The organism is Streptomyces sp. CA-250714 (genome assembly GCF_050936705.1).
Classification (GTDB): domain Bacteria; phylum Actinomycetota; class Actinomycetes; order Streptomycetales; family Streptomycetaceae; genus Streptomyces.
The window spans coordinates 2,690,041-2,716,219 of the sequence record NZ_JBNJMI010000001.1 but is presented as its reverse complement, the minus strand read 5'-3'; the positions used below and the strand labels follow the sequence as shown (position 1 = coordinate 2,716,219).

The window sequence follows — 26,179 nt, the reverse complement described above, 5'->3', positions numbered from 1 at the left end:
GGTTCACCCCGGCAGTGAGCCGGCCGCCGGTGCGAGACAGCGGCGGCAGACCCGCACCGAGGCGCTCAGCACGGCGTGCGAGGCGGCGGACAGCGCGCCCGCCAGCGCCAGCAGCGGCCACTGCGCGGTCACGAACGCCGTGCAGGCCAGCGCCAAGGTGGCGACCGCCATACCGACACTCGCCCCCGTACCGGTCCAGGCAACCAGCCGGGGCAGCGCACGAGGACTGGGGAACCGGCGCGCCAGCATCCCACCTGTGGCAGCGAGGGCCACCGCGGCCAGCACGGTGCTGACCGCCGCGAGCAGCGCCAGGGGAGCGGCCGACGGGCCGACGGCAGTTCGCGTCAGCGCCCAGCACACCAGCAGGAAGGGGGCGCAGAGCGCTGCCGCGCGTGCGGTGTGCCGGGTCTGCGCGACTGTCAGCTCACGCTGGCACTCCGGCACTAGTTCGGCCACCGGCCCGAAGTCGCGCACCGCCCGGCACGCTGCCTCGGCGCGGGGCACGCCCTCGTGGACGTACGCGTCGGTGGCGTCCAGCAGTCCGTCGTGGATCTCCGCCACCATCCGGGACTTGACCCGGGCGGGGCCCACCAGCGCGGTGCTCAGCGCCGCTGTGTAGGCGACCAGCGGATCGGGATGCTGTTGCTGCCCGCCCACGCCGGATGCGTCGCCCACACGGGACGCGTCGCCCATGCCGGATGCGTCGCCCATGCCGCGTACCTTGCCCACGCCGCTCACCCTGCCTGTGCCGTCCACTTCGCCTGTGCCGTCCACGTCGCTTGTGCCGCTCACTTCGCCTGTACCGCTCATGTCGCGGGCCGGGTCCGGGTGGGCGCGAGGGGCGCGGTGGCTGCGGCGGAGGTGCCGGTTCCGGCGGGTGCGTCGAGGACCGCGCCGATCGCCGCCGTGAACTCCTGCCATGCGGTGCGCTCGTCCGAGAGCGTACGGCGCCCCGCCTCGGTCAGTGAGTAGCAGCGTCGGCGCCGTTCGCCGACGGACTGCCAGTCGCTCGCCAGCAGCCCCAGCCGCTCCAGCCGGTTGAGCGCCGGGTAGACGGTGCCCGTCCGCAGCTCCAGCGCGCCGCCGCTGCGCTCCTGCACCGCGGTGATGATCGCGTACCCGTGCAGCGGACCGGCTTCCAGCACGGCCAGCAGCAGTCCGTCGAGATGCCCTCGTACCGCCTCCGTCTTCATAGGGGCAGTGTAGGCACCGAACGTATTGGTGTGCTACCTATTGGCAGCCAACATATATACATTGGCTGCCAACTTATTCGTACGTCGAATCGGGGGTCCCGGTGACCAAGCTGCTGCTCTCCCTCCATGTACTCGCGGCGATCCTGGCTGTGGGGCCGATCGCGGTCGCCGCCTCGATATTTCCGCGCGCCGCCCGAGAGTTGCTGGCGGCGGGAGAAGACGCGGGGAAGGGGCGCGGCGCGGGAGGCGTCGCGCTGCTGCACCGCATCTGCAAGGGGTACGCCCTCTTCGGCGTGGCCGTACCGGTCTTCGGCATGGCCACCGGCGCCCAGCTCGGTGTCCTCACCGACGCATGGCTGGTCGCCTCCCTCATCCTGACCACCCTCGCCGCGATCCTCCTCGGCGCCGTCGTACTGCCCCAGCAGGCGCAGCTGCTGGGCGCCGCGGGCATCGGCCTGGACGAGGGTGAAAAAGTGCCGGAGATACCCGACCCGCGGGCTGCCGCGGCCCGACTGGCCATGATGACCGGCATCTTCAACCTGCTGTGGGCGGTCGTTGTCGTCCTGATGATCGTCCGCCCGGGGTCGTCGACGGGGGCCTGAACGCGGGCCCGCAGGACGACAGTCGCTCTGCCCGCCGGACCGGCGTGCAGAGCGACTCCATGCGCCAGGCGGCGCGACCGCCGGTGCCCATGGCTCACTGTTCCCGCGTGTAGGTGGCCACGCTGACCCCCGACGCGACGTCGCGCGTGACGACGGCCGTGAACGCCGCCGGGGTGGACGGGCCGTCGAAGAGCGGGATTCCGGCGCAGGCCACGCGTGGGCTGCGTTTGACGATCAGCTCGTCGCCAGTTGATGCGCGATGTAGTGGCCCGCATGCGCGCCGACCGCAGCAGCTACCTGGCCATGCTGGAGCTGCGGCTGAAGGCGACCCGGCGGCCGGAGCTCTACGAGGAACTGAGAGGGGCGGCGACTGCGGGGGCAGGTCGTTCCGCTGGGCAGGGCATGCGAAGGAGCGGGTGGGAGGGTGTGTGCCTCCCACCCGCTCCTGTTCGCATGCGCGGGGGTGTGGTGCGCGTGTGTGGTCGGTGTTCCGGCCTTAGTAGGCGGAGTCGACGTTGTCCATGGTGCCGTAGCGGTCGGCGGCGTAGTTGCAGGCCGCGACGATGTTGGCCACCGGGTCGGTCAGGTCATCGGGGGTGCCCTCGACGTGGTAGGCGTCGAAGGTGGGCTGGATCACCTGGAGCAGGCCCTTGGAGGGGGTGCCCTTCTTGGCGTTGATGTCCCAGTCGTTGACCGCGTTGGGGTCACCGGCCGACTCACGGATGATGTTCCGCTTGATGCCCTCATACGAGCCGGGGATGTCGTGCTTGGCCATGATCGCGCGGGCCTCACGGATCCAGCCGTCCAGATTGTCCGCGTACTTCTGGCCACCGGCCTCGTCCTCGGCCTTCGCAGCCTGGGCAGCCTGCGCGCTCACGTGCTGCGCGGTGGAGGCGGCGCTCTCGATGGCGGCGGGCTTGGCCGTCGGCTTGGCCGGGGCCTCGGCGTGGGCGGTGCCGGCCAGCGTGGTGGCGGCGATACCGGCGGTGCCGACAACCGTGAGGGCGGTGGTGGTCAGGCGGCGGGTGGGCTTGAGGGTACGCAGGGCGTTACGCATGCGAGCGGAGAGCCTTTCGTGGGGGGACGTTCCGGCCACGCGCCCCGAGGGCTGTGCCCCGGTCTCGTCGCGACCTGGCACCCACCCTGGAAACCGGCTCCCCGGCCCCGCAAATATGTGACGTACGATCCAGAATCGTCGCAAATCCCCGACGGGCCCGATCACTCCTCGCCCTGCTTAGGTCAGGGCCATTCGGACATACGAAGCCGCCTCGTATGTGATCTGGACCCTATGGGCGCCCTCACAATCCACCCCCGCCGGCGCCGCACGACATGCACTCACAGCAAGATCACCTGCACATCGGGTGCTGCCGTCAGCTCGGCCAGGGGAGAGCGGCGTAGAGCCGGAAGTCGGAGCCGTCCCAGCCGTGTTCCAGGGTGCCGCCCGCGAGCTGGGTGCGCTCCGTCAGCCCGATGAGGCCCTGCCCGGCGCCGGGGATATCGGCGCCGGCACTCGCGCCGTCACGCTTCGCGGGGTTGCGGATCTCGACGGTCAGACCCTTGCCCGAGGCGCCACGTACGGTCACCGAGACCGGTGCGTCGGGGCCTGCTCCGTGCTTGCGGGCGTTCGTCAGGCCCTCCTGCACGATGCGGTACGCCGTACGGCCGGCGATCGCGGGCGCTGTCGCAGGACCGCCGGTCACGTCCACGTCGAGGGTGACGCGGGTGCCCGCCTGCCGTGACTCGTCCGCGAGCCGTTCGACATCGGCGAGCACCGGCTGCGGACGGGCGTCGTCCTCCGGTGCGCGCAGGACGCCGATGATGTCCCGCAGGTCGTCCAGCGCCTGGTGCGCGCTGTCGCGGATGACGGCCGCGGCCCGTCCCACCTGGTCGGGGGAGGCGCCCGGGTTGAACTCCAGCGCGCCCGCGTGGACGCTCAGCAGCGACAGCCGATGCGCCAGTACGTCGTGCATCTCGCGCGCGATGTCCTCCCGCGCCTCGCGGCGTGCCTCCGCCGCCGCATGTACGGCTCGTTCCCGCAGCGAGAGCACCAGTTGGCGCCGTGACCGTACGTACAGGCCCCAGCCGATCGCGCCGGCGATGAGTGCGAAATAGGTGATCGACGACCCTGTCCGCGGATCGTCGGCCGCCGGCTCGCTCGCCAGGAAGATCGGCACCGGCGCGAACGCCAGGGCTGACAGATACGCCGTCACCCGCGGCGGCCTGTTCACCGCGACGGTGAACAGCGCGACGAGGATCGGCCCGGTGATGAAGTGCGAGAACGGTTCGGCGAGCAGCAGTACGACGGCGAGCGGTACTGGCAGGCGTCGCCGCAGGAACAGCGCCGCACACGCCAGGCCACCGCCGAGTTGGTCCCAGAACAGCGCCGTCTTCGAGGTGCCGGGCTCGATCGCCACCGAGTCGGCGCTGAGCACCAGGAAGCACCCGGCGAACAGGAAGGCCCCGATGTCGACGGCCCACTCCCGGCCCCCGCGGCGGCTCACCCGCCTCTCCGCCCCGGCCCCCGCGGGCCCTCCCCGGCGGATCCACCCCACCATGTGGCCTACCGACCACCCGGTATGCGGAATCGACCACCGCCGCATGCGGCGAACCGACCGGTCAGTTCGCGGAATCCCTCGCCCCGTACGGCCCCTCCGAAGCAGCCTCATGCGGCGAATCTACGGCCCGCCGCCGGCTGCCGGGGCCGGTCACCCGGAGGTATCGACTTCGGTATGACACCGGGGCGCCGATCGCAGACTTCCGTCGCCCCCGCCGACCCCGAAGCCCGATCCCCGCACCGCGCCGCGCCGGTCAGCCTGCTGCCATGAAGAAACTTCTGGGCTTCGTCTCGTTCGTCCTCATCGCGCAGGGCGCGGGCGGTATCGCGTACGAACTGACCGACGGTCGCTTCCGCTTGTGGACGCTGGTCCACCGCATCGGATTCCTCGACGGCTACGAGATCTACGCCTGCGTCCTGCTGGCGGTCCTCGGCATAGCGGTCGGCGCGGCTTCCGACGCGGTGAAACGGCGCAGCTGACGGGGGCGCGGGAGGGCGGCTCGGGCCGGGTACGGAGCGGGTGCGGCCCGGCATACTCTGGGTCGAGGCGGCAGGCCGCGCCCTCACCCCCTGTAGGTATCCGACCAGGAGCAGAACCGTGTACTTCACCGACCGTGGCATCGAAGAGCTGGAGCAGCGGCGCGGCGAGGAAGAGGTCAGTTTCGCGTGGCTGTCCGAGCAGCTGCGGACCTTCGTCGATCTGAACCCGGACTTCGAGGTGCCGGTGGAGCGGCTGGCGACCTGGCTGGCCCGGCTGGACGACGAGGACGAGGAGTGAGGGCGACGTCCGAGCGCCGAAGGCGAACGCGCTGAGGAAGGCGTACGCGCTGAGGTGTCCCGCTTCCGCGACCCTTGCGCATATCGCGATACGCGACATATCGTGTCTTCATCGAGACGCGATATGTCGTTGCGCGTGTGGGGGTGCCGTGCGCTCCGTACGCCGCAGCGCCCGAGCCTGGGGAGGCCGCAGTGCCCGCACCCGAAAGCCGCGAGTGGCAGGTCACCGAGCCGCGCCGGATCGAGTTCGACGACCCGGTGACCGAGCTGGACGTGCGCGTGGTGAACGGCACCGTCAATGTCGTCGGCACCGCCGGTGCGACCACTCGCGTCGAGATCGGCAAGGTCCAGGGCCCGCCCCTGATAGTGCGGCGTGAGGGCGGCAGACTGGTCGTCGCCTACGAGGACCTTCCCTGGCGCGGTTTCCTCAAGTGGCTGGACCGCAAGGGCTGGCGGCGCGAGGTGGAGGTGTCGGTGCGGGTTCCGGCGCAGGCCGCGCTGTCGGTCGGCGTGGTGGGGGCCAGCGCCGTCGTCTCCGGTGTACGCGGCCGCACCCGGGTGGCCGGGGTCTCCGGCAACACCACGCTGGTCGGCCTGGCCGGCCGGGTCACGGCCGAGACGGTCTCGGGTGACGTGGAAACCCAACGACTCTCCGGGCCACTGCGCTTCTCCACCGTCTCCGGCGATCTGACGTGCATCGACGCTTCCGCCTCCAAGATCAAGGCCGATTCGGTCAGCGGCGCGATGATTCTCGATCTGCGGTTGCCCCGGGCGGGCGAGCCCGCCGACATCCGGCTCTCCAGCGTCTCGGGTGAGCTCGCGCTCCGGCTCCCGGACGACGCGGATCTGTCCGTGGACGCACACACCTCGGGCGGCGCCGTCTCCAGCGCCTTCGACGAATTGACCACCGGCGGCCAATGGGGCGCCCACCATGTGACGGGCACCCTCGGTGCGGGCCGCGGCGCACTGCACGCCGTCAACGTCTCCGGCGGCTTCGCCGTCCTCCGCCGCCCACCGGGCGACGACCCGGCGGACGACCTGGACCGGGTGGACGACGCGGGGCCCTGGGACGGCACGGACGACCTCGGTGACTCCGGTGACGGCGCGCCGCCCGCCGACGGCCGCGGCACCGTCGCGGCGAGCGGCCCGCACCCGACCGAGCACCCCGGCAACCCCGGCAATCCCGGGAACCCCTCTCCGGCGAAGGACCTGTGACATGCCCCCCGTCTTCGCGCACGGCCGCCTGCGCCTGTACCTGCTGATGCTGCTCGACGAGGCACCGCGCCACGGCTACGAAGTGATGCGTCTTCTGGAAGAGCGCTTCCAGGGGCTGTACGCGCCGTCCGCCGGCACCGTCTACCCGCGGCTGGCCAAGCTGGAGGCCGAGGGCCTGGTCAGCCACACCACCGAGGGCGGCCGCAAGGTCTACTCGATCACCGCGGCCGGCCGCGCCGAACTGGCCGACCGGCAGGCCGAGCTGGCCGAGCTGGAGGTCGAGATCCGCGATTCCGTCGCCGCGCTCGCCGCCGACATCCGGGAGGACGTCAGCGGTACCGCCAGCGATCTGCGCCGTGAGATGCGGGAACAGGCGCGGCACGCTCGCGGCAGGGCCAAGGGCGGCCGCGCCCGCCCCGGTGCGGGTGCGCCGCCCGGCACCGGCGAGCCCCCGGGCTGGGACGACGGCTGGGAGGGCGGCTGGGACGGCGTCTGGCAGGACAAGGAGGCCTGGCGGCGGGCCAAGGAGGAGATGCGGCGCGCCAAGGACGAGTGGAAGGAACAGGCCCGCAAGGCCAAGGAAGAGGCCCAGCAGGCCAGGCGGCAGGCGAAGAAGGAGCGCGAGGCGCACACCGAGGCGCTGGCCGAGATGCGGCGCATCGCGCACCAGGTGCAGGAGCAGGTGCAGACCCGGATGCGCGCGGGGGACTGGCCGGGCGCCGTCCGCGACGGCATGTCCGAACTGGCCCGGGAGATGGGCGATCTGAGCCGGCTCACCGGCCTGCCGTCAGCGCCCTGGCCCCCGGGGGGCGGCGTGCAGCCGTCCGGCGCGGAGCCGTCCTCCGAGCCCGAAGGCCCGCTCGCCGACTCCACGGGTGATCCCGTACGCGACCTCGAACGTCTGCTGGACCGGTTCCGCGACGACGTACGGGACGCGGCCCGCGACCACGGCGTCAGCGAGGACCAACTGCGCGAGGTGCGCCGTCGGCTGTCCACCGCGGCGGCCCATATCGGCGCCGTACTGCGCGGCCCGTACGGCGGAACGGAGAGTCAGGGGCGAGACGGTACGGAGGGCTCCGGCGCGAGCGGCAGTTGACCCTGCCCGCCCCCCAGCCCAGGCAGCCTACTGTCCGGCCCGGTCGCGCCGTGGCCGTGTGCGGGGTTCAATGTGACTCCGCGCAGGGCACGTTGACGCGAGTGGGCGCGGCACGAGTGGGCCGAGCGGGGAAGCGAGGGGGCGCAAATGGAGCGGGAGATCCGGGAGATCACGCTGCCGGGCGGGGAAACGGTGCTGGCCCGGGTGCATGTGCTGGACGAGGACGAAGTCCCGCCGGGGGCCGAGGAGTTCGATTACGACGACGTCGGCATCAGGGACCAGCTCATAGCGCGGGCCCAGCAACTCAACGAGGTCATCGGCGGCGTGGGCTCCGCCGTGCTCGCCGCCGCCCGGCACGCGCGGCCGGACGAGGTCAGCGCCACCTTCGGGATCGAGCTGGCCGTCAAGTCCGGCAAGGCTCTGGCCGCCGTCCTCGCCGAGGGGGAGGCCAAGGGCGCTGTCTCCGTCACCCTCACCTGGCACAAGCCCGGAAGGACGGCCGACGACCCGACGACCGACGGCGCGGGCACCGGCCCAGGCACCGGCGGCAGCAACACCACGGCCCCGCAGGGTGGCTGAGGACGACGAGCGAGCGCAATGTCGTCCCCGGTGCGGCACGGGTGCGGGCCCCTCAAGTCCCCTGGTTGCGCACAGGGTTGGGGGACCCACCTCTCCCGTCTGTCACACCCGGCGACTAGCCTGCTACCTCATACACCTCACACGGGGAAGCCACGGGGGAACGGGGCGTAGAGGGGGAGCGCTGTGACAGGAGTGCGAGCCGCGGTACGCGGGGGGCCACGATTCGGCGTGCTGCTGTGCGCGCCCTGTGCCGTATGAACGCCCCCGCGAACCTCGCCGACTCCGTTCGCGCATCCGTCGTGCGCATCGGGTCACCCCCCGAGGGGTACGACGCAAGCAGCGGGACAAGCGACGACAGTCGTCGCAGCGACAGGAACCGGCGAGCGTTCTGGGGGAGCGGTTTCTTCGTCGCGCCCGGATGGGTCCTCACGTGCGCCCATGTCGTCGGCAAGGGTGCCGCACCCGTGTGGAGGGGGGAGCGCGCCATCGGCATCACGATCGGGGACACCGCGGACACAGCCGACGCGGCCGGTTCGGCCGATGCCGTCGGCGCAGCCGACCTGAGCAGCGCAGGCTGGCCGGACAGCGCAGGCAGCACCGGCAGCGCAGGCAGCACCGGCACCGTCCTCCTCGGAGAGCTGGCGTTCGGGCTGCCGCTGCCCGAGGATCCCCTGGCGCCCCCGTCCCCCTGGCCGTTCCCCGACCTGGCGCTGATCCGGGTGCCGGGCGCCGAGGACGCCGACTGCCTCTGGCTGAGCGACCGTTCGGTGCTGACACCGGCGGACATCGGGCTGTACGGCTGGGCGCCGGGCGAGGTCAAGGGCGAGCAGATGTTCTTCACCGGCCTGGGCAAGGCCACCGGCGTCGTCGGCCGCCCGCTCATGCTCAGCGGCGACCAGCTGACCGAGGGCTGCTCGGGCGGGCCGGTGCTCGACCAGCGGCGCGGCACGGTGCTCGGCGTCAGCAAGGGCGCGGGCCGCAGGCCGGGCTCGGGGCTGGCCACACCCGTCACGGCGCTCCGCAGGCTGTGCGACGCGGGTCCGCGCGGCGCCCGCGTGCTGCACGAGGTGCTGTCCGCACACGACAGGCACCATCTGAAGCGCTACAACGGTTTCGGCCACAGCTGGCACCGGCAGCACGCCCGGCTGGGCCCCTCGGGCGGGGAGCCCGCCTACGGTTTCACGGTGGACAGACGCGCCGAGCTGTACGCGCTGTTCGCCGAGGTGGAGCCGCCCACCGGCGCCGGCCAGGTGCTGCAACTGGCCAACGAGGCCCGGGACATGGTGCTCCGCCGCCCCTACACGCTGCGCGACCACGATCCCCGCTCCTGGCGGGAGGGCGCAGGGCTGCTCTACGACCCGCGGGACGACAGCACGACGGAGGAGGAGCCGTCCCCCGACCTCGCGCTGGAGGCGGTGGTGCTGTACGCCGCGAAGGTGACCGCCGCGCTCACCCGGTCGGCCAGGGCACGTACGCCGCGGGCGGCCCGCGCGCTGGCCGACCTGCGCGAGTGGGTCGAGCGGACGGCGCGGACGCTGCTCAACGACGTCATCCGCGCCCGCGTCCCCGGCGTGCTGGACGGCCACCGCCCCGCGTCGGCGGCGCGTGCCGACGTGCTGGTGGAGATAGAACCGGACATCTACGGCTCAGGACGGCACGGCTGGCGGGTGGCGCTGGTCCGTTCGGCCGAGCGGCACGACCTGCTGGGCGCGGACGCCACGGATTTCGGGGACGTAGCAGGTGCGGCCATCGGGGACACCGGGGAGGGGGCCGCGGGCGAGGACGGCGAGCGCGAGGAGGTCACCGTCGAGCAGAGCCGGGAGGACGTGCCGCGCTCGCGGCTGGAGGAGGCCGTGCGCGGAGCACTGTCGCAGGCGCTGGACCAGTGCGATGTGGACGACCATCTGGCGGCGGTGGAGTTCCTGCTGCCGCGCGCGCTGTTCGATGTGCCGGTGGACGCCTGGCGGGCCCGGCCCTACGACCCGGCGGACCCGTTCAACCCGCACACTCTGCCGCTGGGCCAGCGCAGGCTCGTGGTGGTGCGCGACAGGACCCGCAAGGACCAGGGGTTCACGCCTGAATTCCGCAGCCGCGCTGCTGCCGTACTCGACGGCCCCATGGAAGCCGTACCGCTGCGCCGGGAGGTGCCCGGCTCAGGGCACGCGGCGCCCGTCCCCGAGGGCGGGCAGGCGGCCTACGGTCGGCTGCTGGCCGCGCCCCCCGGCGCCGTGCCGGTGTACTGCGCGCGGACCGGCAGCGGGCCGGGAGCCCGCGCCATGGCGGCGGCTCTTGGCGCTGGGCACGCCGTGGCGCTGTGGCGGCACTCCTACAGCGACGAGCACGACCACGACGACTGCGCCGAATTCCAGGAGCGGGCCGCCGCACTGCTGCGCGAAGCACACTCGGCGCGCCGGCTGCCGCTGCACATCCGCACACTGCGCAACAGGAACGCCGACCTGACCGACGACACAGCCGGGTCAACCGGCGTCAACGAGGCGCCAATTGATCCCTCGTCGGCCTGGGCACGGCATATCGTCCTGCTTTACGATCCGCCCCACAGAACCTCGGGGGACGGACCGCTGCGCGAACCACCGCTCATGCCCAGGCCGCCGACAGCGTAGAGGAGCACACCGTGAGCGATTGGCGCATCTACCGTGGCGCGGGGGTGCCGCACGAGGGTGTGCGAGAGTTGCCGGAGCCCCCGCCCTGGCGTGATTTCACCGGCGCCGGCACCGGGCCCGACTCCCCCGGCGGGGCGAGCGGCGACGATCCGGAGGGCGCCGACACCGCCCGGCGACTGGGTGCCAGGCGCCGCCTGGTGGAGAGCCTCCACCCGCGCCCCGAGGAGGTCGAGGCCGTCAACGCGGCGCTGTATCTGCGCCGCCCACTGCTGGTCACCGGCAACCCGGGGACCGGCAAGTCCACCCTCGCGCACGCGGTCGCGCACGAGCTGGGCCTGGGCCGGGTGCTGCGCTGGCCCATCGTCAGCCGTACGACGCTGCAGGACGGGCTCTACCACTACGACGCCATCGGCAGGCTGCAGGACGTCCAGCTGGACCGGGCCGTGGCCGGGGACACCAGCGCCCCGCCCACCCGCCCGCCGATCGGGTCGTATCTGCGCCTCGGCCCGCTCGGTACGGCGCTGCTGCCCGCGCGGCCCACCGAGCCCGACGGACTGCCGCTGCCCCGGGTGCTGCTCGTCGACGAGCTGGACAAGAGCGACATAGACCTGCCCAGCGACCTGCTGAACGTCCTGGAGGACGGCGAGTTCACCATCCCCGAACTGGAGCGCATCGCCGACCGCGAGCCGGTCACCGAGGTGCTGACGGCGGACGGCGACAAGGTGCGGATCGAGGGCGGCAGGGTGCGCTGCACGGTCTTCCCGTTCATTGTGCTGACCTCCAACGGGGAGCGCGACTTTCCGGCCGCTCTGCTGCGCCGCTGCATCCAGCTCGACCTCAAGCCACCGGGTGACGAACAGCTCGCCGCGATGGTCTCGGCCCATCTGGGGGAGGAGGCGCTGGAGGAGGGCGCCGAACTGGTCCAGCGGTTCCTGCGGCGCGAGCCGGGACAGGTCATCGCCACCGACCAACTGCTCAACGCCCTGTTCCTGACACAGCGCACCTCGGGCGTCGAGCGGGTCACCCGCGACCGGCTCGCCGAGATGCTGCTACGCCCCCTCGACCGCCCGAGGTGAGCGCCACATGAGTGCGGCGTCGACCCCGCCGCGGCAACCCCCGGATCCCGCGCGGTCCACGGCGAGTCCGTGGCCACCGCGGCAGTCCGTGCGGGACGTGGCGGAGCTGGTGGCACGGTTGCGGTCGGCCGGCTGGAACCCGTCGTCCGAAGAGATCGCCGAGGCCCTGTGGCTGGCCCGGTTCGGCGTGGGGCGGGCTGGAGAGGGACCCGACGCGGACTCCACCGGGCCGAGATACCCAGGGAACCGGACGCCGCAGCCGGAGCCTCCCATGCCACCAGCCGAGGACCACGACGCCACCGATCCGGGGGAGACACCCTCGGTCCCGGAGCGCACGGCGCCGGTCTCACTGTTCGCACCGCGCAGGCACGGCGGGGCACCCCCCGCGGGCTTCCCGGTGCGGGCACCGGCGGCGGGGGCGCTGTCCGGACTGCTCGAACTCCAGCACGCGCTACGCCCGTTGCACGGCTACCGGCCGCCGCTGCCGCCCGCCGTCGGAGCGCTGGACGAGGACGCCACCGCCGACCTGAGCGCCCGCTCCACCGCGGTACGGCCGGTCTTCGGCACCGAAGTCCGCCGCTACAGCGAGATCCAGCTCATCATGGACGCCTCGCCCACCGCGTCCGTATGGCAGCCCACCCTGGAGCGGCTGCGGCAGACCTTCGAACAGCTCGGCGCCTTCCGCGATGTCCAGGTGCGCTATCTGCACCGCGCCAGGGACGGCGCCCCGCTCATCGGCACCGGGCCCGCCGAGGGCCCCGCACGGCTGCGCCCAGCGGACGAGTACCGCGACACCACAGGACGCCGCCTCACCCTGGTGGTCAGCGACTGTGTGGGCGCACTGTGGCAGGACGGCCGCGCCCAGCGACTGCTGCACCACTGGTCGGGCCGCGCTCCGCTGGCCGTCGTACAGCCGCTGCCGCCCCGGCTGTGGCCGCGTACCGCGCTGCCCGCCGAGCCCGGGCTGCTGCTGCGGGAGCGCGGCGCGGGCGGGCGCGTCACCTTCGAGCCGGACAGCTACGGCCCGCTCCCGCCCCCCGACGCGGTCCCTGTGCCGGTGCTGCTGCCCACGCCCGAGGCACTGGGCAACTGGGCGCGGCTGCTGGGCACCGACAGCGAGCGAGCGGTGGCAGGAGCCGCCGCCTGGGTGCTGCCCCGGCATCCGGCGATGCCCCCGCCGCGCAGCCCCGCGGGCGGCGTACCGGCCCGCACCCTGCTGCGGGAGTTCCGCAACACCGCCTCGCCCGGCGCCCTCGATCTGGCCGTGCACCTGGCAGTGGTGCCGCTGCTGCTGCCGGTCATCCATCTGGTGCAGGAGGCGATGCTGCCCGACACCGGGCCGATGGAGCTGGCCGAGGTGCTGCTGTCCGGGCTGCTGACCCGGCTTCCCGAGGACGACGACGAGCAGGACGTGGCGGGCTGCCGCAGGGGTCAGCTGCACGGCCCCCGCTACACGTTCGCTCCCGGCGTCCGCGAACTGCTGCTGCAATCCCTCGACCAGGGCGCCGCCGTACTCATCCTCAAACACCTGTCCGGCTACGTGGCGCAGCGCTTCGGCAAGGGCACCCGCAACTTCGCCGCCATGGCAGTCGCACAGCTCACCGGCCGCGCCGAGGCGGACCGCGCGGCACGCGAGCCGCGCGGCGGCACCGTGGAGGACGGCGCGGAGCCGGACGAGGCCGAGAACGGCGACGAGATGTTCGCGACGATCCCCGCCGAGGTCGTCCGCTTCTACCTGCCCGAGCAGACCGCGGCCGACCAGGTGGCCGAGACCGAGCGACTGCTGCGCCAGTGGCGCGCCCAGGGCGACATCCAACTGCTGCACCGGGCCCGCTCGGTGGGCGAGGCCGCACGCGCCGCCGACCGCGACAGCGCTCGCGCCCGGCTGGCCCTCGGCCGGGTGCTGCACGCACTCGCCGGTACGGCCGCGGTACGGCGCAGCCCGCAGGGCCCCGAGCCGCTGCTGCGGGACGCCGCCGAACTGCTGACGGACAACGAGCCCGGCTCACTGCTGGAGCGCGCGGGTGTCGAGCACTCGCTGTGGCAGGTGCGCGGCGGCACCCGGCATCTGCTGCGCGCCGAAGGACTGCTGCGCTCGCTGGCGGGCCGCACCGCGGGAGACACGGTGGACCCGTCACTGCCGCCGGACGCCGAGCGCACCCGTAAACTCCGGCTGGGCCGGGTGCTGCTCGCACTGGCCTTCTCCGCACCCGAACACCGCCACAGGGCGGCCCTCGAGGCCGTCAGCGAACTCCGCGAAGCGAGCGACATGCTGGCAGACCGCGCGCCCGGGTCCCCCGAGCCCTCCAGCGCCCCCGCGACCTCCGAGACCCGGCCCGAACCGGCCGAGGGTGCCCCGTCGCCCCGGCAGGCACCCGACGCGCGGGCCCGTGACGAGACCCGGGCGCAGCGCTGCGGTGCCCTCCTCGACCTGGCGTCCGCACTGCGGCTGAGCGGCGCCCCGCCGCAGGAGCGCCTCGACGTGCTGGCGCAGGCACAGCCCCTGGCGGGCGAGCGGTCCGGGCTGCGGCTGCGCTGCGCCAGAGAGCGCGCCCGCGTGCTGCGCGAGACCCGCGACTGGGAGGCGGCGGCCGAGGCGTACACGGAGGCCGAGCGGCTGTCGGAACGCGACAGCGCACAGCGTGGCGAACTGCTCATCGAATGGGGCGAGATGCTGCTCACCGAAGCAGGCGACCTCTCACGTGCCGAGGGGCTGCTGCGCGAGGCCCTCACCCGCGCACCGTCGGGCAGCCCGACAGTTGCAAGAGCGGCACTGCTGCTCGGCCGCGTCCTGCTGCTGCGCTACGAACGGGAGAGCTTTCTGCCCGACCTGTACGAGGGCTGCCATCTGCTGGAGCAGGCGGCGCGTCAGGGCACCGACGCGGAGGGCAGGGCACAGGCGTGGCTGCGGCTCGGCAGGGCCCGTGCGCTCTTCCCCGCCGCCGCTCCCGAGTCCCAGCAGGCGGCAGCCGAGTTCTCCAAGGCGCTGGAGGAGCTGGCCGACGCCCGCGAACAAGGCTCCGTCACCGCTGCCAGGGCGCTGCACGGCCGGGCCGAATTCCACCGCTCCCAGGGGCGTACGGAGGACGCGCTGACCGACTACCGCGCGGCGGAGGCCGAATGGCAGCTGCTCGCCGGTCATCTGGCCGACGTCCCCTGGGACGAGGTACGCGACACCAGGGACCGGGTGGCCGAACTGGCGGGCTGAGCGGGGCGATCCGGTGCGGCGTGTGGGGGAGGGACCGATGCCGTACGCGGGGAAAGGCGACGACCGGCCGAATGCGGTGGCACCGCCTCTCGCTCGTGTTTCCGGATACCTGCCCCGGGAAAGAGACATCATCCGTGTTACCGCCCCCGGGTGGGGTCCTAGGGAGGAGAAGAGCGTGCCGAAGCGGACCGAGGGCGCGTCCCGCAGCCCGGGCCGTGGGCCCGACGCCGCACCGTCGTCACCCTTGCCCGATCTGACGGACGTGACCCTGCGCGCTCTCAGGACCTGCGACGATCCCGCTGTCACCGCCGCCGTGGAGAGTGCGCTGCGCGATCCGGCCGAACTGGCCCGGGTATGGCGCTCGTCCGGCACCGACGGCGGCGGCGGCAAGCTGCGGCGCCCCGGTGACGCCCGGGCGGACAGCTACCGGACAGGCGGGAAACGGGGCGTGATCCGGTCAACCTTCGGCTCGGTCCACGGCACCTCCGGCCCCCCTCCGGGCCCGGGAGACAGCGTGGGCCGCCATGAACCCCTTTGAGATACCGGGCCACCAGCTGCGCCGCATGGGGGAGAGCCGGCCGCTGCCGGGCGAGGCCGCCGCGCTGGACGGCTGGCTGCTCAGCAGGCGCTTCGTGCTGCTCAAATCGCTGCTGACCCGGGCCGAGCGTGCCCGGCTGCCCGCTGCCGCGGCGCGTGCGCTGCGCGAGCACTGGGCGCTGCTGGAGGACGCCGAACAGCACGACCCCGCAGCGGCCAGGACCGCCCTCGGCTACCCGGCGGTCGGCAACTGGCTGGCGCATACGCTGGCGGTCCCGCGAGGCGGCGCTTTCGAGGACGCGCTGGCGGGGCTGGGCACGCTCGCCGCCGCGGTCGCCACAGCGGCCGGGTGCGACTTCCGGCTCGACCTGCCGGTCCACGGCGGCCGCCTCACGCTGCCCGGGCTCGGCTCGTACCCGACCACCGCGCCCCGGGCGCGGCTGGAGGCGGCGGGCGCCACGCTCTCCCTCGTCCCGCTGGGCGAGCAGCCGTGCGTCCTGCCGCGCAGCTCCCTGCTGCGCCACGAGACGCCGCCGAACAGCGCCTGGCGGCCCTTGAGCCCGTTGCCCGGCGCCCCCGCCGTCCTCGACGACCACGACCCGCACCTCGCCCACGAGACCGCCCGCGCGGGTCTCGCGGGTCTGCTGCCCGCCACCGTGACGGCGCCGGACGAGGTGCGCGAGTGGCGTCACCTGTGGGCCGATGCGCTGGACCTGCTGCGCGAGGCCGACCCAGAGCGGGCCACCGAGGTGGCGACGCTCGTCCGCGCCGTCGTACCCGTCCTGTGGAAACCCGAAGGACGCGCCAGCGCCACCCGGCTGGCCGCGCCCTGGGCGGTGCTGACGACCCTTCCGCAGACGCCGGAGGAGATGGCCGAGGTCCTCGTCCACGAGGTGCAGCACAGCAAGCTCGCCGTGCTCGGCGGCGTCGTACGGCTCAACCAGGAGTCGGCCGAGGCCGTATACCGCGTCGGCTGGCGCAGCGATCCCAGGCCGCTGGGCGCTGTCGTGCAGGGCACCTACGCGCATCTGGCCCTCGCCGACCTGTGGGGGAGACTCGCCCGCCGGGCTTCCGCCACGCCCGCCGAGCGGGCCGCCGCCCGGCGCCGTGCCGCCGACTACCGGGCGCAGGTCGACCACGCTCTTTTCCTCCTTCTGGGCTCTGGTCAACTGACCCGGCAGGGCACAGAGTTCGTGAAGGGCATGCGCCACCGGTACGAGCGGCTGAGTGCGCCTGGCGGGCGTGCCGTTCCCGGCGCGGCGAGCCGGGGCGCGGAGAACGCCGACAACGCAGCCGACAGGCTCACAAACGGTCACTTTGGGTAATCTCGCCGTACACGCCGTCCGCGGGGCGGCGACGGCTGCTGGACGAGGGAGAACGCAAGCATGGTCGCTCAGCGGGAACCGGCTCAGGGCGGTGCGCCCGGAGGGGAGTCCGAGCACTTCGTGGTGGTCTTCCCCGGCTACCACCGGGGATGGGGGAACTGGATCTCACACCGGCTGGAGAGCCACGGGCATCGCACCACCCTCCAGCGCTGGGACCCGGACCGGGAGCAGCCGCTGGAGGAGGCGCTCGGCGACCTCCAGCTGGCCTCCGGCCGGGTCCTGCTGGTCATCAGCGATGTGTTCTTCCAGCTCGGCCCGCGCACCGAGGCCGACTGGAACGCGGTGCTGCGCGGCTATGTGGCCGAGCACGCCGAGCGGTTCGCGGCCGTCAATCTGACCAACCGCGAACTGCTGCCCGCCACGGCAGTGCTCGAACCGGTCAACCTGTGGGGCGTCGGCGAGGAGGAGGCCGAACGACGGCTGCTCAACCGGCTGGGACTGCGGCCACGCCGCCTCCCCGTCCCGCAGCCCGGCCATCTGAGCCGCTACCCCAACGATCCGCCTGCCGTCTGGGGCGAGGTGCCGCGCCGCAACGCCCGCTTCACCGGCCGCGACGTCATCCTCGGCGATCTCCAGCAGCGGCTGATGGACGCCGAGCACGGCGCCGCCGTCTGCACCCTGGTCGGTACCGCCGGTATCGGCAAGACGCAGATCGCGGCGGAGTACGCGCACCGCTTCGCACCCGACTACGACGTGGTGTGGTGGGTCAACTGCGACCAGCGCAACACCCAGCGGGACACCTTCAGCTCGCTCGCCGCCGAGATCGGTCTGGACAGCTCCGGCGAGGTCGGCGAGCGGGTGCGTGCCGTACGGGAGGCGCTGCGCAGGAACGAGCCGTCCGGGCGGTGGCTGCTGATCTTCGACGGCTGGGAGGAGCCGGAGGACGCCGCCGCCTACCTGCCGCAGGGCGGCAGCGGACATGTGCTGATCACCTCGCGCAACAAGAGCTGGCGGACCATCACCGACATCAAGCAGATCAGCGCCTTCCGGCGCGCCGAGTCCACCGGCTATCTGATGCGCCGTGCCCCGCACATCACCGTCGAGCAGGCCGACCAGGTGGCCGGCGAGTTCCAGGACCTGCCGCTCCAGCTGGCACAGGCCGCGGCCTGGCTCGGCGAGGAGGGCATGGAGGTGCCCGAGTATCTGCGCATGGTGCGCGGGGTCGGTCTCACCCGGCTGGAGACCGGCACCATGCCGGACGACTACCCGTACTCGTCGCTGACCTCCTGGTCGATGCTGCTCAACAAGCTGCGCAAGTCCGAGCCGCGCGCTGTGGAACTGCTCTCGCTGTGCGCCGTCTTCGCGCCCGGCCGCATCCCGCTGGGCCTCGCCCGGGGAATCCCCGCCGCCGAGCTCCCCGAGAATCTGCGCTGGCTCAGCAAGGACCGCTCCGGCTGGACGCGTGCGCTGGACTCCCTCGTCAACTACTCGGTGATCACCCGCGAGGCCCGCACCCCCTCGGTGGGGGACGGCGACCAGAGCGACTCCGTGCACATGCACCAGGTCGTCCACCGGGTCATCGCCGAGCTGACCCAGGGCCGGCAGAGCGACACCTACCGCGACACCGTGCACCGGCTGCTGGTGGAAGCCGACCCCAGCACTCCCAACGACAGCCGGCAGTGGGGCCGTTACGCCGAGATGCTGCCCCACCTGATCGCCTCCGGGGCGCCCTCCAGCAAGGAACGCCGCGTCCAGGAGATGCTGCTCAACTGTCTGCGCTACTGCTACTCCAGCGGTGAGTACACCCTCGGTGCCGAACTGGCCGACAGTATCCGCGCCGACTGGGAGACGTTCCTGGACGCCGCGGCCCCCCAGATGCTGGTCCTCACCACACTGCAGGGCAATCTGCTGCGCGGGGGCGGCCGGTTCCGTGAGGCGCAGGCACTCGACAGCGCCCGCCTGGAGTGGCTGCGCGAGATGCCGCACGCCGACGGCGCCCACGACGAGGCCGTCATGGACGCCACCAGCTGCCTCGCCTCCGATCTGCGGCTGCTCGGCCAGTACGACGAGGCGCTGCGGTTGCAGCAGCAGGTTGTCGAGGTCTCCCGTCAGCTGTACGGCCCCGAGGAGTGGACGAGCCTGCTCGCCCAGCACAATCTCGCCGTCGGCCTGCGGCTACTGGGCCGATACGGGGATGCCTACGAAACGGATCTGGACACCCTCCGTAAACGTGAGCAGGTGCTGCGCGCCCGGCACCCCAACACCCTCGCCTCCGGCAACGCGTGCGCGCGCGACCTTCGGCTGATGGGCCGATACCAAGAAGCGCTGGCCCGCCAGGAGCTAGGTATGCGGCTGCATCTGCAAGTGCTCGGTGCCCAGCATCCGCAGACGCTGATGGCGCGGCACAACATGCTGCTGTGCCAGCGCAGAGCGGGCACCCCGCGGCAGGACCTGGCCACTGCCATGGCCGTACTGCTGGAGCAGCACGAGCAGGTGCACGGCCGCACCCACTACTCCACGCTGTCCCTGCTGACCGACTACGGCAACTTCCTGCGCGAGCACGGCGATCTGTCCCTGGCCCGCGAGCTGCTGACCGAGGCGGAGGACGCCTTCCGGGCACTGCTGGGCCCGGCACACCCGGTGCCAACGGCGATGCAGTCCAACGCGGGTCTGGTGCTCCAGGCGGAGGGTGAACGCGACGGCGCGCTCAACATGTTCGAGCAGGCGCTGGCCGGGCTCACCACGCTGCTGGGCGCCGACCACCCGGCCACCCTCGGCTGCGCCCTCAACACCAGCGGCGGCCGCAACTTCAGCGAGGCCCTGGAGGACGCCTTCGAACTGAGCCGCGACACCCTGGAGCGCTGCCGGCGGGTGCTGGGCGAGGACCACCCCCTCACCCTCTCGTGCATGGTCGCCCACGCCGGTGACCTGCGCTCCCTGCGGCGCCGTGAGGAGGCCCGGGCGATGGAGAGCGAAGCCCTGGAGCGGTTCACCCGCTCGCTGGGTGCCCAGCACCAGCACACCCTCGCGGCCCGCCAGCGCACCCGCCCGTACTGGGACTACGAGCCGTATCTGGGCTGAGCCCGGCACACACGGCCGAGGGCCCGTACGGAAAGGACCCGCATACGGCCGAGGGCCCCCGCCGCGCGATGCGGCGGGGGCCCTCAGCTGGGTGCGGCAGGGCCGCTCAGATCTCGAAGACCTCCTTGACGAGCTGCGCCTGCTCCTCCGCGTGCCGCTTGCCCGAGCCCACGGCGGGCGAGGACGAGGACGGCCGGGAGACGCGACGCAGCCGGTCCGCGTTCGGGACGGGCTCGGAGCCGATGATCAGGTCCAGGTGGTCGACCAGGTTGAGGGCGATGAACGGCCATGCACCCTGGTTGGCTGGCTCCTCCTGCGCCCACACGTACTTCTCGGCGTTGGTGAACCGCGCCATCTCGGTCTGGATCTCCTTGCCGGGCAGCGGGTAGAGCCGCTCCAGCCGGATGATCGCCGTGTCGGTCAGCCCGCGCTTGGTCCGCTCCGCGTCCAGGTCGTAGTAGACCTTGCCGGAGCAGAAGACGACCTTGCGGACGTTGGCCGGGTCGATCTGGCCGCCGTCCACCAGCGTGTCACCGATCACCGGGCGGAAGCCGCCACTGGTGAACTCCTCCGTCTTGGAGGCCGCTGCTTTCATCCGCAGCATCGACTTCGGGGTGAAGACGACCAGCGGCTTGTGGTGCGGGTTGTGCACCTGCCAGCGCAGCAGGTGGAAGTAGCTGGAGGGCAGCGACGGCATGGCGACCGTCATGCTGTTCTGCGCGCACAGCTGGAGGAACCGCTCGATACGGGCCGAGGAGTGGTCCGGGCCCTGGCCCTCGTAGCCGTGCGGCAGCAGCAGGGTGACACCAGAGGTCTGGTTCCACTTCTGCTCGGCCGAGGAGATGAACTCGTCGATGACCGTCTGCGCACCGTTGGCGAAGTCGCCGAACTGCGCCTCCCACATCACCAGCGCCTCGGGGCGGGCCAGCGAGTAGCCGTACTCGAAGCCCATCGCCGCGTACTCGCTCAGCAGCGAGTCGTAGACGTTGTAACGGGCCTGGTCGTCGGAGAGGTACAGCAGCGGTGTGTAGTCGTCACCGGTGTTCTGGTCGAGCAGCACCGCGTGCCGCTGGCCGAACGTGCCGCGCCGCGAGTCCTGGCCCGCCAGCCGGACGGGGGTGCCCTCCATCAGCAGCGAGCCGATGGCCAGCGTCTCGCCCATGCCCCAGTCGATCGTGTCGTCCTCGACCATCTGGGCCCGCCGCTGGAGCTGCGGGGTCAGCCGGGGGTGGACGGAGATCCGCTCGGGGACGTTTACCTGCGACTCGGCGATGCGCTTGACGACCTCCTGGCTGATGGCCGTCTCCACGTGCACGGGGAACTCCGGCTGCGGCGCCGGGACCTCGGCCGGTGCCGGTGCCGCGGTGGCGTCCCGCACCTCGGTGAAGACCTTCTCCAGCTGCCCCTGGAAGTCCTGGAGGGCCTGCTCGGCCTCCTCCAGCGTGATGTCGCCCCGGCCGATCAGCGACTCGGTGTAGAGCTTGCGCACCGAGCGCTTGCGGTCGATCAGGTCGTACATCAGCGGCTGGGTGAACTTCGGGTTGTCGGTCTCGTTGTGACCGCGGCGCCGGTAGCAGATCAGGTCGATGACCACGTCCTTGTTGAACGCCTGCCGGTACTCGAACGCCAGCCGCGCCACCCGGACCACGGCCTCCGGGTCGTCACCGTTCACATGGAAGATCGGCGCCTCGACCATCCGGGCCACGTCCGTCGAGTACATCGACGAGCGCGCCGACTCGGGAGCCGCGGTGAAGCCGACCTGGTTGTTGATGACGACGTGGATGGTGCCGCCGGTGCGGTAGCCGCGCAGCTGCGACATGTTGAGCGTCTCGGCCACCACACCCTGGCCCGCGAAGGCCGCGTCACCGTGCAGCGCGATCGGCAGTACCGTGAAGTCCGTGCCGCCCTTGCCGATGATGTCCTGCTTGGCGCGTGCCACGCCCTCCAGGACCGGGTCGACGGCCTCCAGGTGCGAGGGGTTGGCGGTCAGCGAGACCTTGATCTGCTCGCCGTCCAGCCCGGTGAAGACGCCCTCGGCACCCAGGTGGTACTTCACGTCGCCGGAGCCGTGCATGGACTTCGGGTCGAGGTTGCCCTCGAACTCCCGGAAGATCTGCGCGTACGGCTTGCCCACGATGTTCGCCAGCACGTTCAGCCGGCCGCGGTGGGCCATGCCGATGACGGCCTCGTCCAGCCGCGACTCGGCAGCCGCGTCGATCACCGCGTCCAGCAGCGGGATGACGGACTCGCCGCCCTCCAGCGAGAACCGCTTCTGGCCGACGTACTTGGTCTGCAGGAACGTCTCGAATGCTTCCGCGGCGTTGAGTCGGCGCAGGATGCGCAGCTGCTCCTCGCGCTCCGGCTTGACGTGCTGGAGCTCGACCCGGTCCTGGATCCACTTGCGCTGCTTGGGGTCCTGGATGTGCATGTACTCGATGCCGGTGGTGCGGCAGTACGAGTCACGCAGCACGCCCAGGATGTCGCGCAGCTTCATCATGGACTTGCCGGCGAAGCCGCCGACCGCGAACTCCCGCTCCAAGTCCCACAGGGTGAGCCCGTGCTCGGTGATGTCCAGGTCGGGGTGCTTGCGCTGCTTGTACTCCAGCGGGTCGGTGTCGGCCATGATGTGGCCGCGCACCCGGTAGGAGTGGATCAGGTCGAAGACGCGCGCCGCCTTGGTGACGTCGTCGTCGTGCGAGGCGTCGATGTCCTGCATCCAGCGCACCGGCTCGTACGGGATGCGCAGCGCCTTGAAGATCTCGTCGTAGAAGTTGTTCTCGCCCAGCAGCAGGTTGGCCACCAGGCGCAGGAACTCGCCCGACGCGGCGCCCTGGATGACGCGGTGGTCGTAGGTGCTGGTGAGCGTCATCACCTTGGAGACGCCGAGCCGGTTCAGGGTGTCCTGCGAGGTGCCCTGGAACTCCGCCGGGTACTCCATCGCGCCGACGCCCATGATCAGGCCCTGGCCCGGCATCAGCCGCGGCACGGAGTGGACGGTGCCGATGCCGCCGGGGTTGGTCAGCGAGCAGGTGACGCCGGAGAAGTCCTCCATCGTCAGCTTGTTGTTCCGGGCGCGGCGGACGATGTCCTCGTACGCCTGCCAGAACTCGAAGAAGGTCAGCGTCTCGGCCTTCTTGATGCCCGCGACGACCAGCTGGCGCTCGCCGTTCGGCTTCACCAGGTCGATGGCCAGGCCCAGGTTCACGTGGTCCGGCTTGACCAGGGTGGGCTTGCCGTCCTTCTCCGCGTAGGAGTAGTTCATCGACGGCATCGCCTTCAGCGCCTGCACCATGGCGTAGCCGATCAGGTGCGTGAAGGACACCTTGCCGCCACGGGCGCGCTTGAGGTGATTGTTGATGACGATGCGGTTGTCGAACAGCAGCTTCACCGGGACGGCGCGCACGGAAGTGGCCGTGGGCAGCTCCAGCGAGGCGTTCATGTTCTTCGCCACAGCCGCGGAGGGACCGCGCAGCGCCACATACTCCGGGCCCTCGGCGGTCTCAGCGGCGGGTGCCGCCTTGGCGGCCGGAGCCTTCGCGCCGCCGGCCTGGGCGGGCTGGGTCGGCTGTGCCGCGGGCTTGGCGGGCGCGGCCTGCTTCGGCTGGGCCTGCTGCTGCGCCGGCTGGGCGGGCTCCGCCTTCGCCGGGGCCGGGGCGCTCGGCTGCGCGGGCTGCGGGGCAGCCTGCTCGGCGGCGGGCGCGGCGGGTGCCTGGGCCGGTGCGGCCTTCGCGGGCGCCGGGGCGTTGTCCCGTGGCGTGCCCGCGCCGTCCGGCGCCGCGCTTCCGTCGGAGGACTCCGGCTGATAGTCAGCGAAGAAGTCCCACCAGGCTCGGTCTACCGAGTTCGGGTCCTGGAGGTACTGCTGGTAGATCTCGTCGACGAGCCACTCGTTCGGCCCGAACGAAGGGCCAGGGTCCTTGCCCTGTCCGTCCTTCCGATCCGTAGTGGTGCTCGATGAGCTGTTGGGGGACTGTGACGACACGGCGGCAACCGCCCTCTTCCGCTTCCTTAGGTGGTGGACAGCGGAAATAAAGGCTACGCCTCTCCGGACGATTGGTGGAGTCCGGACCGCTCATGGTCACGTACATCACATCGCAGCGGCGGTTTCGGGGCAGGATTTGGCGGGAATCACTCACGGTTTTACCCCGAGGCCGGAACCGCGCAGCCCTCATTTCGCGTCCGTGGGCTCTCACCTGCGAGGGTACGTCAAGCCTGGGTACCTCCCGTGCCCGGAAGAGTGAGCTGTATACGACAGCCGCGGGGAGATTCGGCCACCCTGATCCGTCCCCCGTGCAGCTCCACCGCCCATCGAGCTATGGCCAGCCCCAGACCGGTGCCGCCGCCCGGGCTGATCCCGCCCTTGCGGCCCGCCGGCGACTCGGCGCTGTGCGTGCCGCTGAACCGGTCGAAGACCCGCTCCCGCTCGGATTCGGGGATACCGGGCCCCTCGTCCAGCACCTCGACCTCCAGGCTGCCGTCACCGCCGGTGCCCGTCCCCGCTCCCGCGCCCGGCCTGGCCTTGACCGTGACCCGGCCGTGCTGCGGGCTGTGCTTGACGGCGTTGTCTATCAGGTTGGCCACCACCTGGTGCAGCCGCTCGGGGTCCGCGTAGGCCATCAGCTCGGGCGGTGAGACATCCAGATGGAGGTGGACGTCCTTGCGGGAGTGGCCCGAGCCCTTGCTCATGTTGGCCTCCTTCAGCACGCCCGCCAGATACGGCCACACCTCGAAGTGCCGCGAGTGCAGCGGCACCACACCGTTGTCCAACCGGGAGAGGTCCAGCAGATGGTCCACGAGCCGGCCCAGCCGCTCGGTCTGCGACAGGGCGGTGCGCATCGTCTCCGGGTCGGCGTCCGAGACGCCGTCCACCACGTTCTCCAGCACCGCGCGCAGCGCGGCGATGGGGGTGCGCAGCTCGTGCGAGACATTTGCCACCAGCTCCTTGCGGTGCTGGTCGACGGCTTCCAGATCGGCCGCCATCCGGTTGAAGTTCGCGGCCAGCTCACCGAACTCGTCCCGCCGCTCGCCGCGCACCCGTCGGGAGTAGTCGCCGTTCGCCATCGCCTTGGCCGCGTCGGTCATCTCGTCCAGCGGCGCCGTCAGCGACTGCGCCACGAACTGGGTGATCAGCAGTGACGCGACGATCGAGATGATCGTGATGACCCGCAGCTCGGTCGCCGACTGCATGGCGAACAGCGCCAGCAGCGTCGTGATCACCACGGAGACGATCACCAGCGCACCCAGCGCCGCCTTGACCGACCGGTAGGGGTCGACCGGACGCAGACCCTCCCACAGCCGCTCCCACGCCCGGGCGCCGTGCCGCAGGGCGACCCGCTTGCAGTGGGCCAGCCCGCGGGCCAGCAGCCGCCCCACGGAGCGCGCGAGTGAGCGCGTACGGGCTGTCAGGGAGAAGGACACGGAAACGGACACCTCGGCTCCGTCCCCTCCGGCCGTCAGGAGCTCTCCGTCGCGGCGCCCGTCACCGGCGCCGCCGCACCACCGTCCGGGCCCGGGGTCTCGAGGGCGTATCCGACGCCGTGCACGGTGCGGATACGCTCCGCGCCGATCTTGCGCCGCAGGGCCTTGATGTGACTGTCGACGGTGCGGGTGCCGGAGGCGTCGGCCCAGTCCCACACCTCGGCCAGCAGCTGCTCGCGCGAGAGCACCGCTCGGGGAGAGTGCGCAAGGCACACCAGCAGGTCGAACTCGGTGGGGGTCAGATGCACATCGTCACCGGTGACCCGCACCCGCCGCTGCGCATGGTCGATCTCCAGCTCCCCGAGCCGGAGTATGCCGCTGCGCGGCGTGTGCGCGGCCAGCGTCGCGCGTTCCACCCTGCGCAGCAGTACATGGACCCGGGCCGCGACCTCGCGCATGGAGAACGGTTTGGTCATGTAGTCGTCGGCGCCCACACCGAGGCCGACCAGCATGTCCGTCTCGTCGTCCCGCGCCGTCAGCATCAGCACCGGCACCGGCCGCTGGGCCTGTACCCGGCGGCAGACCTCCAGGCCGTCGAAGCCGGGCAGCATCACATCCAGCACCAGCAAGTCCGGCTGCCATGCCTCGGCGGTGTCCACTGCCGCGGGCCCGTCGCCCGCGGTCTGCACCTGGAAGCCCTCGGCCCGCAGCCGCCGCGCGATGGCGTCGACGATGGTGGGGTCGTCCTCCACGACGAGGATGCGACGCTGGGCGCCCGGGGTGGTCGCGGCAGCAGCGCCGCCAGGTGTCTGAGTGGTGTTCTTCTGGTCCATACGACCCCGCCCCTGTGGCTCTTTCCGGCTTTCCTGGGACAGCAGCGTAAGGGCCTGTTGAGGG

The 26,179-nt window shown here is 72.1% G+C and carries 19 protein-coding genes and 1 pseudogene; 13 read left to right on the top strand and 7 right to left on the bottom strand.

The features are described 5' to 3' along the window. Positions 1 to 3: 3 nt before the first annotated feature. Positions 4 to 711, bottom strand: coding sequence for a permease prefix domain 1-containing protein (locus ACQEU8_RS11900; RefSeq protein WP_433099670.1), 708 nt, complete (start codon positions 709 to 711; stop codon positions 4 to 6). 95 nt (positions 712 to 806) lie between these two features. Beyond that, entirely contained in the window at positions 807 to 1,193 is a 387-nt protein-coding gene (locus tag ACQEU8_RS11895) for a PadR family transcriptional regulator (RefSeq protein ID WP_433099668.1), read from the bottom strand. A 101-nt stretch (positions 1,194 to 1,294) separates the two neighbouring features. Here ACQEU8_RS11895 and ACQEU8_RS11890 point away from each other — a divergent pair, with 101 nt between their 5' ends. Together ACQEU8_RS11890 and ACQEU8_RS11885 are read left to right on the top strand one after the other, a co-directional pair. Then, complete coding sequence (locus ACQEU8_RS11890; RefSeq protein ID WP_433099666.1) at positions 1,295 to 1,795, top strand: DUF2269 family protein; 501 nt, start codon at positions 1,295 to 1,297, stop codon at positions 1,793 to 1,795. Between the two features lie 252 nt (positions 1,796 to 2,047). Beyond that, positions 2,048 to 2,164 (top strand): annotated as a pseudogene (locus ACQEU8_RS11885) (TetR/AcrR family transcriptional regulator); the annotation flags it as partial. A gap of 127 nt (positions 2,165 to 2,291) precedes the next feature. Here the strand turns inward: ACQEU8_RS11885 and ACQEU8_RS11880 are convergent. Then, entirely contained in the window at positions 2,292 to 2,852 is a 561-nt protein-coding gene (locus ACQEU8_RS11880) for a transglycosylase SLT domain-containing protein (protein WP_433099664.1), read from the bottom strand. Positions 2,853 to 3,165: 313 nt separating this feature from the next. After that, a complete protein-coding gene (locus ACQEU8_RS11875) occupies positions 3,166 to 4,350 on the bottom strand; it encodes a sensor histidine kinase (protein ID WP_433099662.1) in 1,185 nt (394 codons plus the stop codon). A gap of 266 nt (positions 4,351 to 4,616) precedes the next feature. Between ACQEU8_RS11875 and ACQEU8_RS11870 the strand changes: the two genes are divergently transcribed. The 11 genes from ACQEU8_RS11870 to fxsT all read left to right on the top strand — a co-directional run bounded on the left by ACQEU8_RS11870 (position 4,617) and on the right by fxsT (position 19,864). Then, positions 4,617 to 4,829 carry a hypothetical protein gene (locus tag ACQEU8_RS11870; protein WP_433099660.1) on the top strand — a complete coding sequence of 71 codons (213 nt, stop codon included), beginning with the start codon at positions 4,617 to 4,619 and terminating at the stop codon, positions 4,827 to 4,829. Positions 4,830 to 4,947: 118 nt separating this feature from the next. Further along, positions 4,948 to 5,127, top strand: coding sequence for a DUF6104 family protein (locus ACQEU8_RS11865; RefSeq protein WP_433099658.1), 180 nt, complete (start codon positions 4,948 to 4,950; stop codon positions 5,125 to 5,127). A gap of 191 nt (positions 5,128 to 5,318) precedes the next feature. Further along, positions 5,319 to 6,341: a DUF4097 family beta strand repeat-containing protein gene (locus tag ACQEU8_RS11860; RefSeq protein ID WP_433099656.1), complete on the top strand. Its 1,023-nt coding sequence runs from the start codon at positions 5,319 to 5,321 to the stop codon at positions 6,339 to 6,341. Between the two features lies 1 nt (position 6,342). Continuing rightward, positions 6,343 to 7,437, top strand: coding sequence for a helix-turn-helix transcriptional regulator (locus ACQEU8_RS11855; protein ID WP_433099654.1), 1,095 nt, complete (start codon positions 6,343 to 6,345; stop codon positions 7,435 to 7,437). 147 nt (positions 7,438 to 7,584) lie between these two features. After that, positions 7,585 to 8,016, top strand: coding sequence for a CU044_2847 family protein (locus ACQEU8_RS11850; protein WP_433099652.1), 432 nt, complete (start codon positions 7,585 to 7,587; stop codon positions 8,014 to 8,016). A 254-nt stretch (positions 8,017 to 8,270) separates the two neighbouring features. Next, positions 8,271 to 10,637 (top strand): trypsin-like peptidase domain-containing protein, encoded by a 2,367-nt coding sequence (locus tag ACQEU8_RS11845; RefSeq protein ID WP_433099650.1) that lies wholly within the window; start codon positions 8,271 to 8,273, stop codon positions 10,635 to 10,637. Positions 10,638 to 10,648: 11 nt separating this feature from the next. Continuing rightward, the gene (locus tag ACQEU8_RS11840) at positions 10,649 to 11,713 is read left to right on the top strand and encodes an AAA family ATPase (RefSeq protein ID WP_433099648.1); all 1,065 of its coding nucleotides are present in this window, start codon (positions 10,649 to 10,651) and stop codon (positions 11,711 to 11,713) included. Positions 11,714 to 11,720: 7 nt separating this feature from the next. Next, positions 11,721 to 14,921, top strand: a complete 3,201-nt coding sequence (locus ACQEU8_RS11835) for an SAV_2336 N-terminal domain-related protein (RefSeq protein WP_433099645.1) — start codon at positions 11,721 to 11,723, stop codon at positions 14,919 to 14,921. Positions 14,922 to 15,096: 175 nt separating this feature from the next. Further along, positions 15,097 to 15,459 (top strand): hypothetical protein, encoded by a 363-nt coding sequence (locus tag ACQEU8_RS11830; protein WP_433099643.1) that lies wholly within the window; start codon positions 15,097 to 15,099, stop codon positions 15,457 to 15,459. Continuing rightward, on the top strand, positions 15,446 to 16,783 hold the full coding sequence (locus ACQEU8_RS11825) for an aKG-HExxH-type peptide beta-hydroxylase (protein ID WP_433099641.1): 1,338 nt from the start codon (positions 15,446 to 15,448) through the stop codon (positions 16,781 to 16,783). The genes ACQEU8_RS11830 and ACQEU8_RS11825 overlap by 14 nt, the downstream gene beginning before the upstream one ends. Before the next feature lie 60 nt (positions 16,784 to 16,843). Beyond that, entirely contained in the window at positions 16,844 to 19,864 is a 3,021-nt protein-coding gene (gene fxsT / locus ACQEU8_RS11820) for an FxSxx-COOH system tetratricopeptide repeat protein (RefSeq protein WP_433099639.1), read from the top strand. A gap of 106 nt (positions 19,865 to 19,970) precedes the next feature. Here fxsT and ACQEU8_RS11815 read toward each other — a convergent pair whose 3' ends face one another. The 3 genes from ACQEU8_RS11815 to ACQEU8_RS11805 form a co-directional block, all read right to left on the bottom strand. Further along, a complete protein-coding gene (locus tag ACQEU8_RS11815; RefSeq protein WP_433099637.1) occupies positions 19,971 to 23,846 on the bottom strand; it encodes a multifunctional oxoglutarate decarboxylase/oxoglutarate dehydrogenase thiamine pyrophosphate-binding subunit/dihydrolipoyllysine-residue succinyltransferase subunit in 3,876 nt (1,291 codons plus the stop codon). Between the two features lie 224 nt (positions 23,847 to 24,070). Then, positions 24,071 to 25,228, bottom strand: a complete 1,158-nt coding sequence (locus tag ACQEU8_RS11810; RefSeq protein ID WP_433102328.1) for an ATP-binding protein — start codon at positions 25,226 to 25,228, stop codon at positions 24,071 to 24,073. A gap of 89 nt (positions 25,229 to 25,317) precedes the next feature. Then, positions 25,318 to 26,115: a response regulator transcription factor gene (locus tag ACQEU8_RS11805; protein WP_433099635.1), complete on the bottom strand. Its 798-nt coding sequence runs from the start codon at positions 26,113 to 26,115 to the stop codon at positions 25,318 to 25,320. Positions 26,116 to 26,179 lie beyond the last annotated feature (64 nt).

Coding starts and splice junctions, on each gene's coding strand:
- ACQEU8_RS11900 (WP_433099670.1), bottom strand. CDS start 711: ATGGGCGACGCATCCGGCATGGGCGACGCGTCCCGTGTGGGCGACGCA.
- ACQEU8_RS11895 (WP_433099668.1), bottom strand. CDS start 1,193: ATGAAGACGGAGGCGGTACGAGGGCATCTCGACGGACTGCTGCTGGCC.
- ACQEU8_RS11880 (WP_433099664.1), bottom strand. CDS start 2,852: ATGCGTAACGCCCTGCGTACCCTCAAGCCCACCCGCCGCCTGACCACC.
- ACQEU8_RS11875 (WP_433099662.1), bottom strand. CDS start 4,350: ATGGTGGGGTGGATCCGCCGGGGAGGGCCCGCGGGGGCCGGGGCGGAG.
- ACQEU8_RS11870 (WP_433099660.1), top strand. CDS start 4,617: ATGAAGAAACTTCTGGGCTTCGTCTCGTTCGTCCTCATCGCGCAGGGC.
- ACQEU8_RS11855 (WP_433099654.1), top strand. CDS start 6,343: ATGCCCCCCGTCTTCGCGCACGGCCGCCTGCGCCTGTACCTGCTGATG.
- ACQEU8_RS11850 (WP_433099652.1), top strand. CDS start 7,585: ATGGAGCGGGAGATCCGGGAGATCACGCTGCCGGGCGGGGAAACGGTG.
- ACQEU8_RS11845 (WP_433099650.1), top strand. CDS start 8,271: ATGAACGCCCCCGCGAACCTCGCCGACTCCGTTCGCGCATCCGTCGTG.
- ACQEU8_RS11835 (WP_433099645.1), top strand. CDS start 11,721: ATGAGTGCGGCGTCGACCCCGCCGCGGCAACCCCCGGATCCCGCGCGG.
- ACQEU8_RS11825 (WP_433099641.1), top strand. CDS start 15,446: ATGAACCCCTTTGAGATACCGGGCCACCAGCTGCGCCGCATGGGGGAG.
- fxsT (WP_433099639.1), top strand. CDS start 16,844: ATGGTCGCTCAGCGGGAACCGGCTCAGGGCGGTGCGCCCGGAGGGGAG.
- ACQEU8_RS11805 (WP_433099635.1), bottom strand. CDS start 26,115: ATGGACCAGAAGAACACCACTCAGACACCTGGCGGCGCTGCTGCCGCG.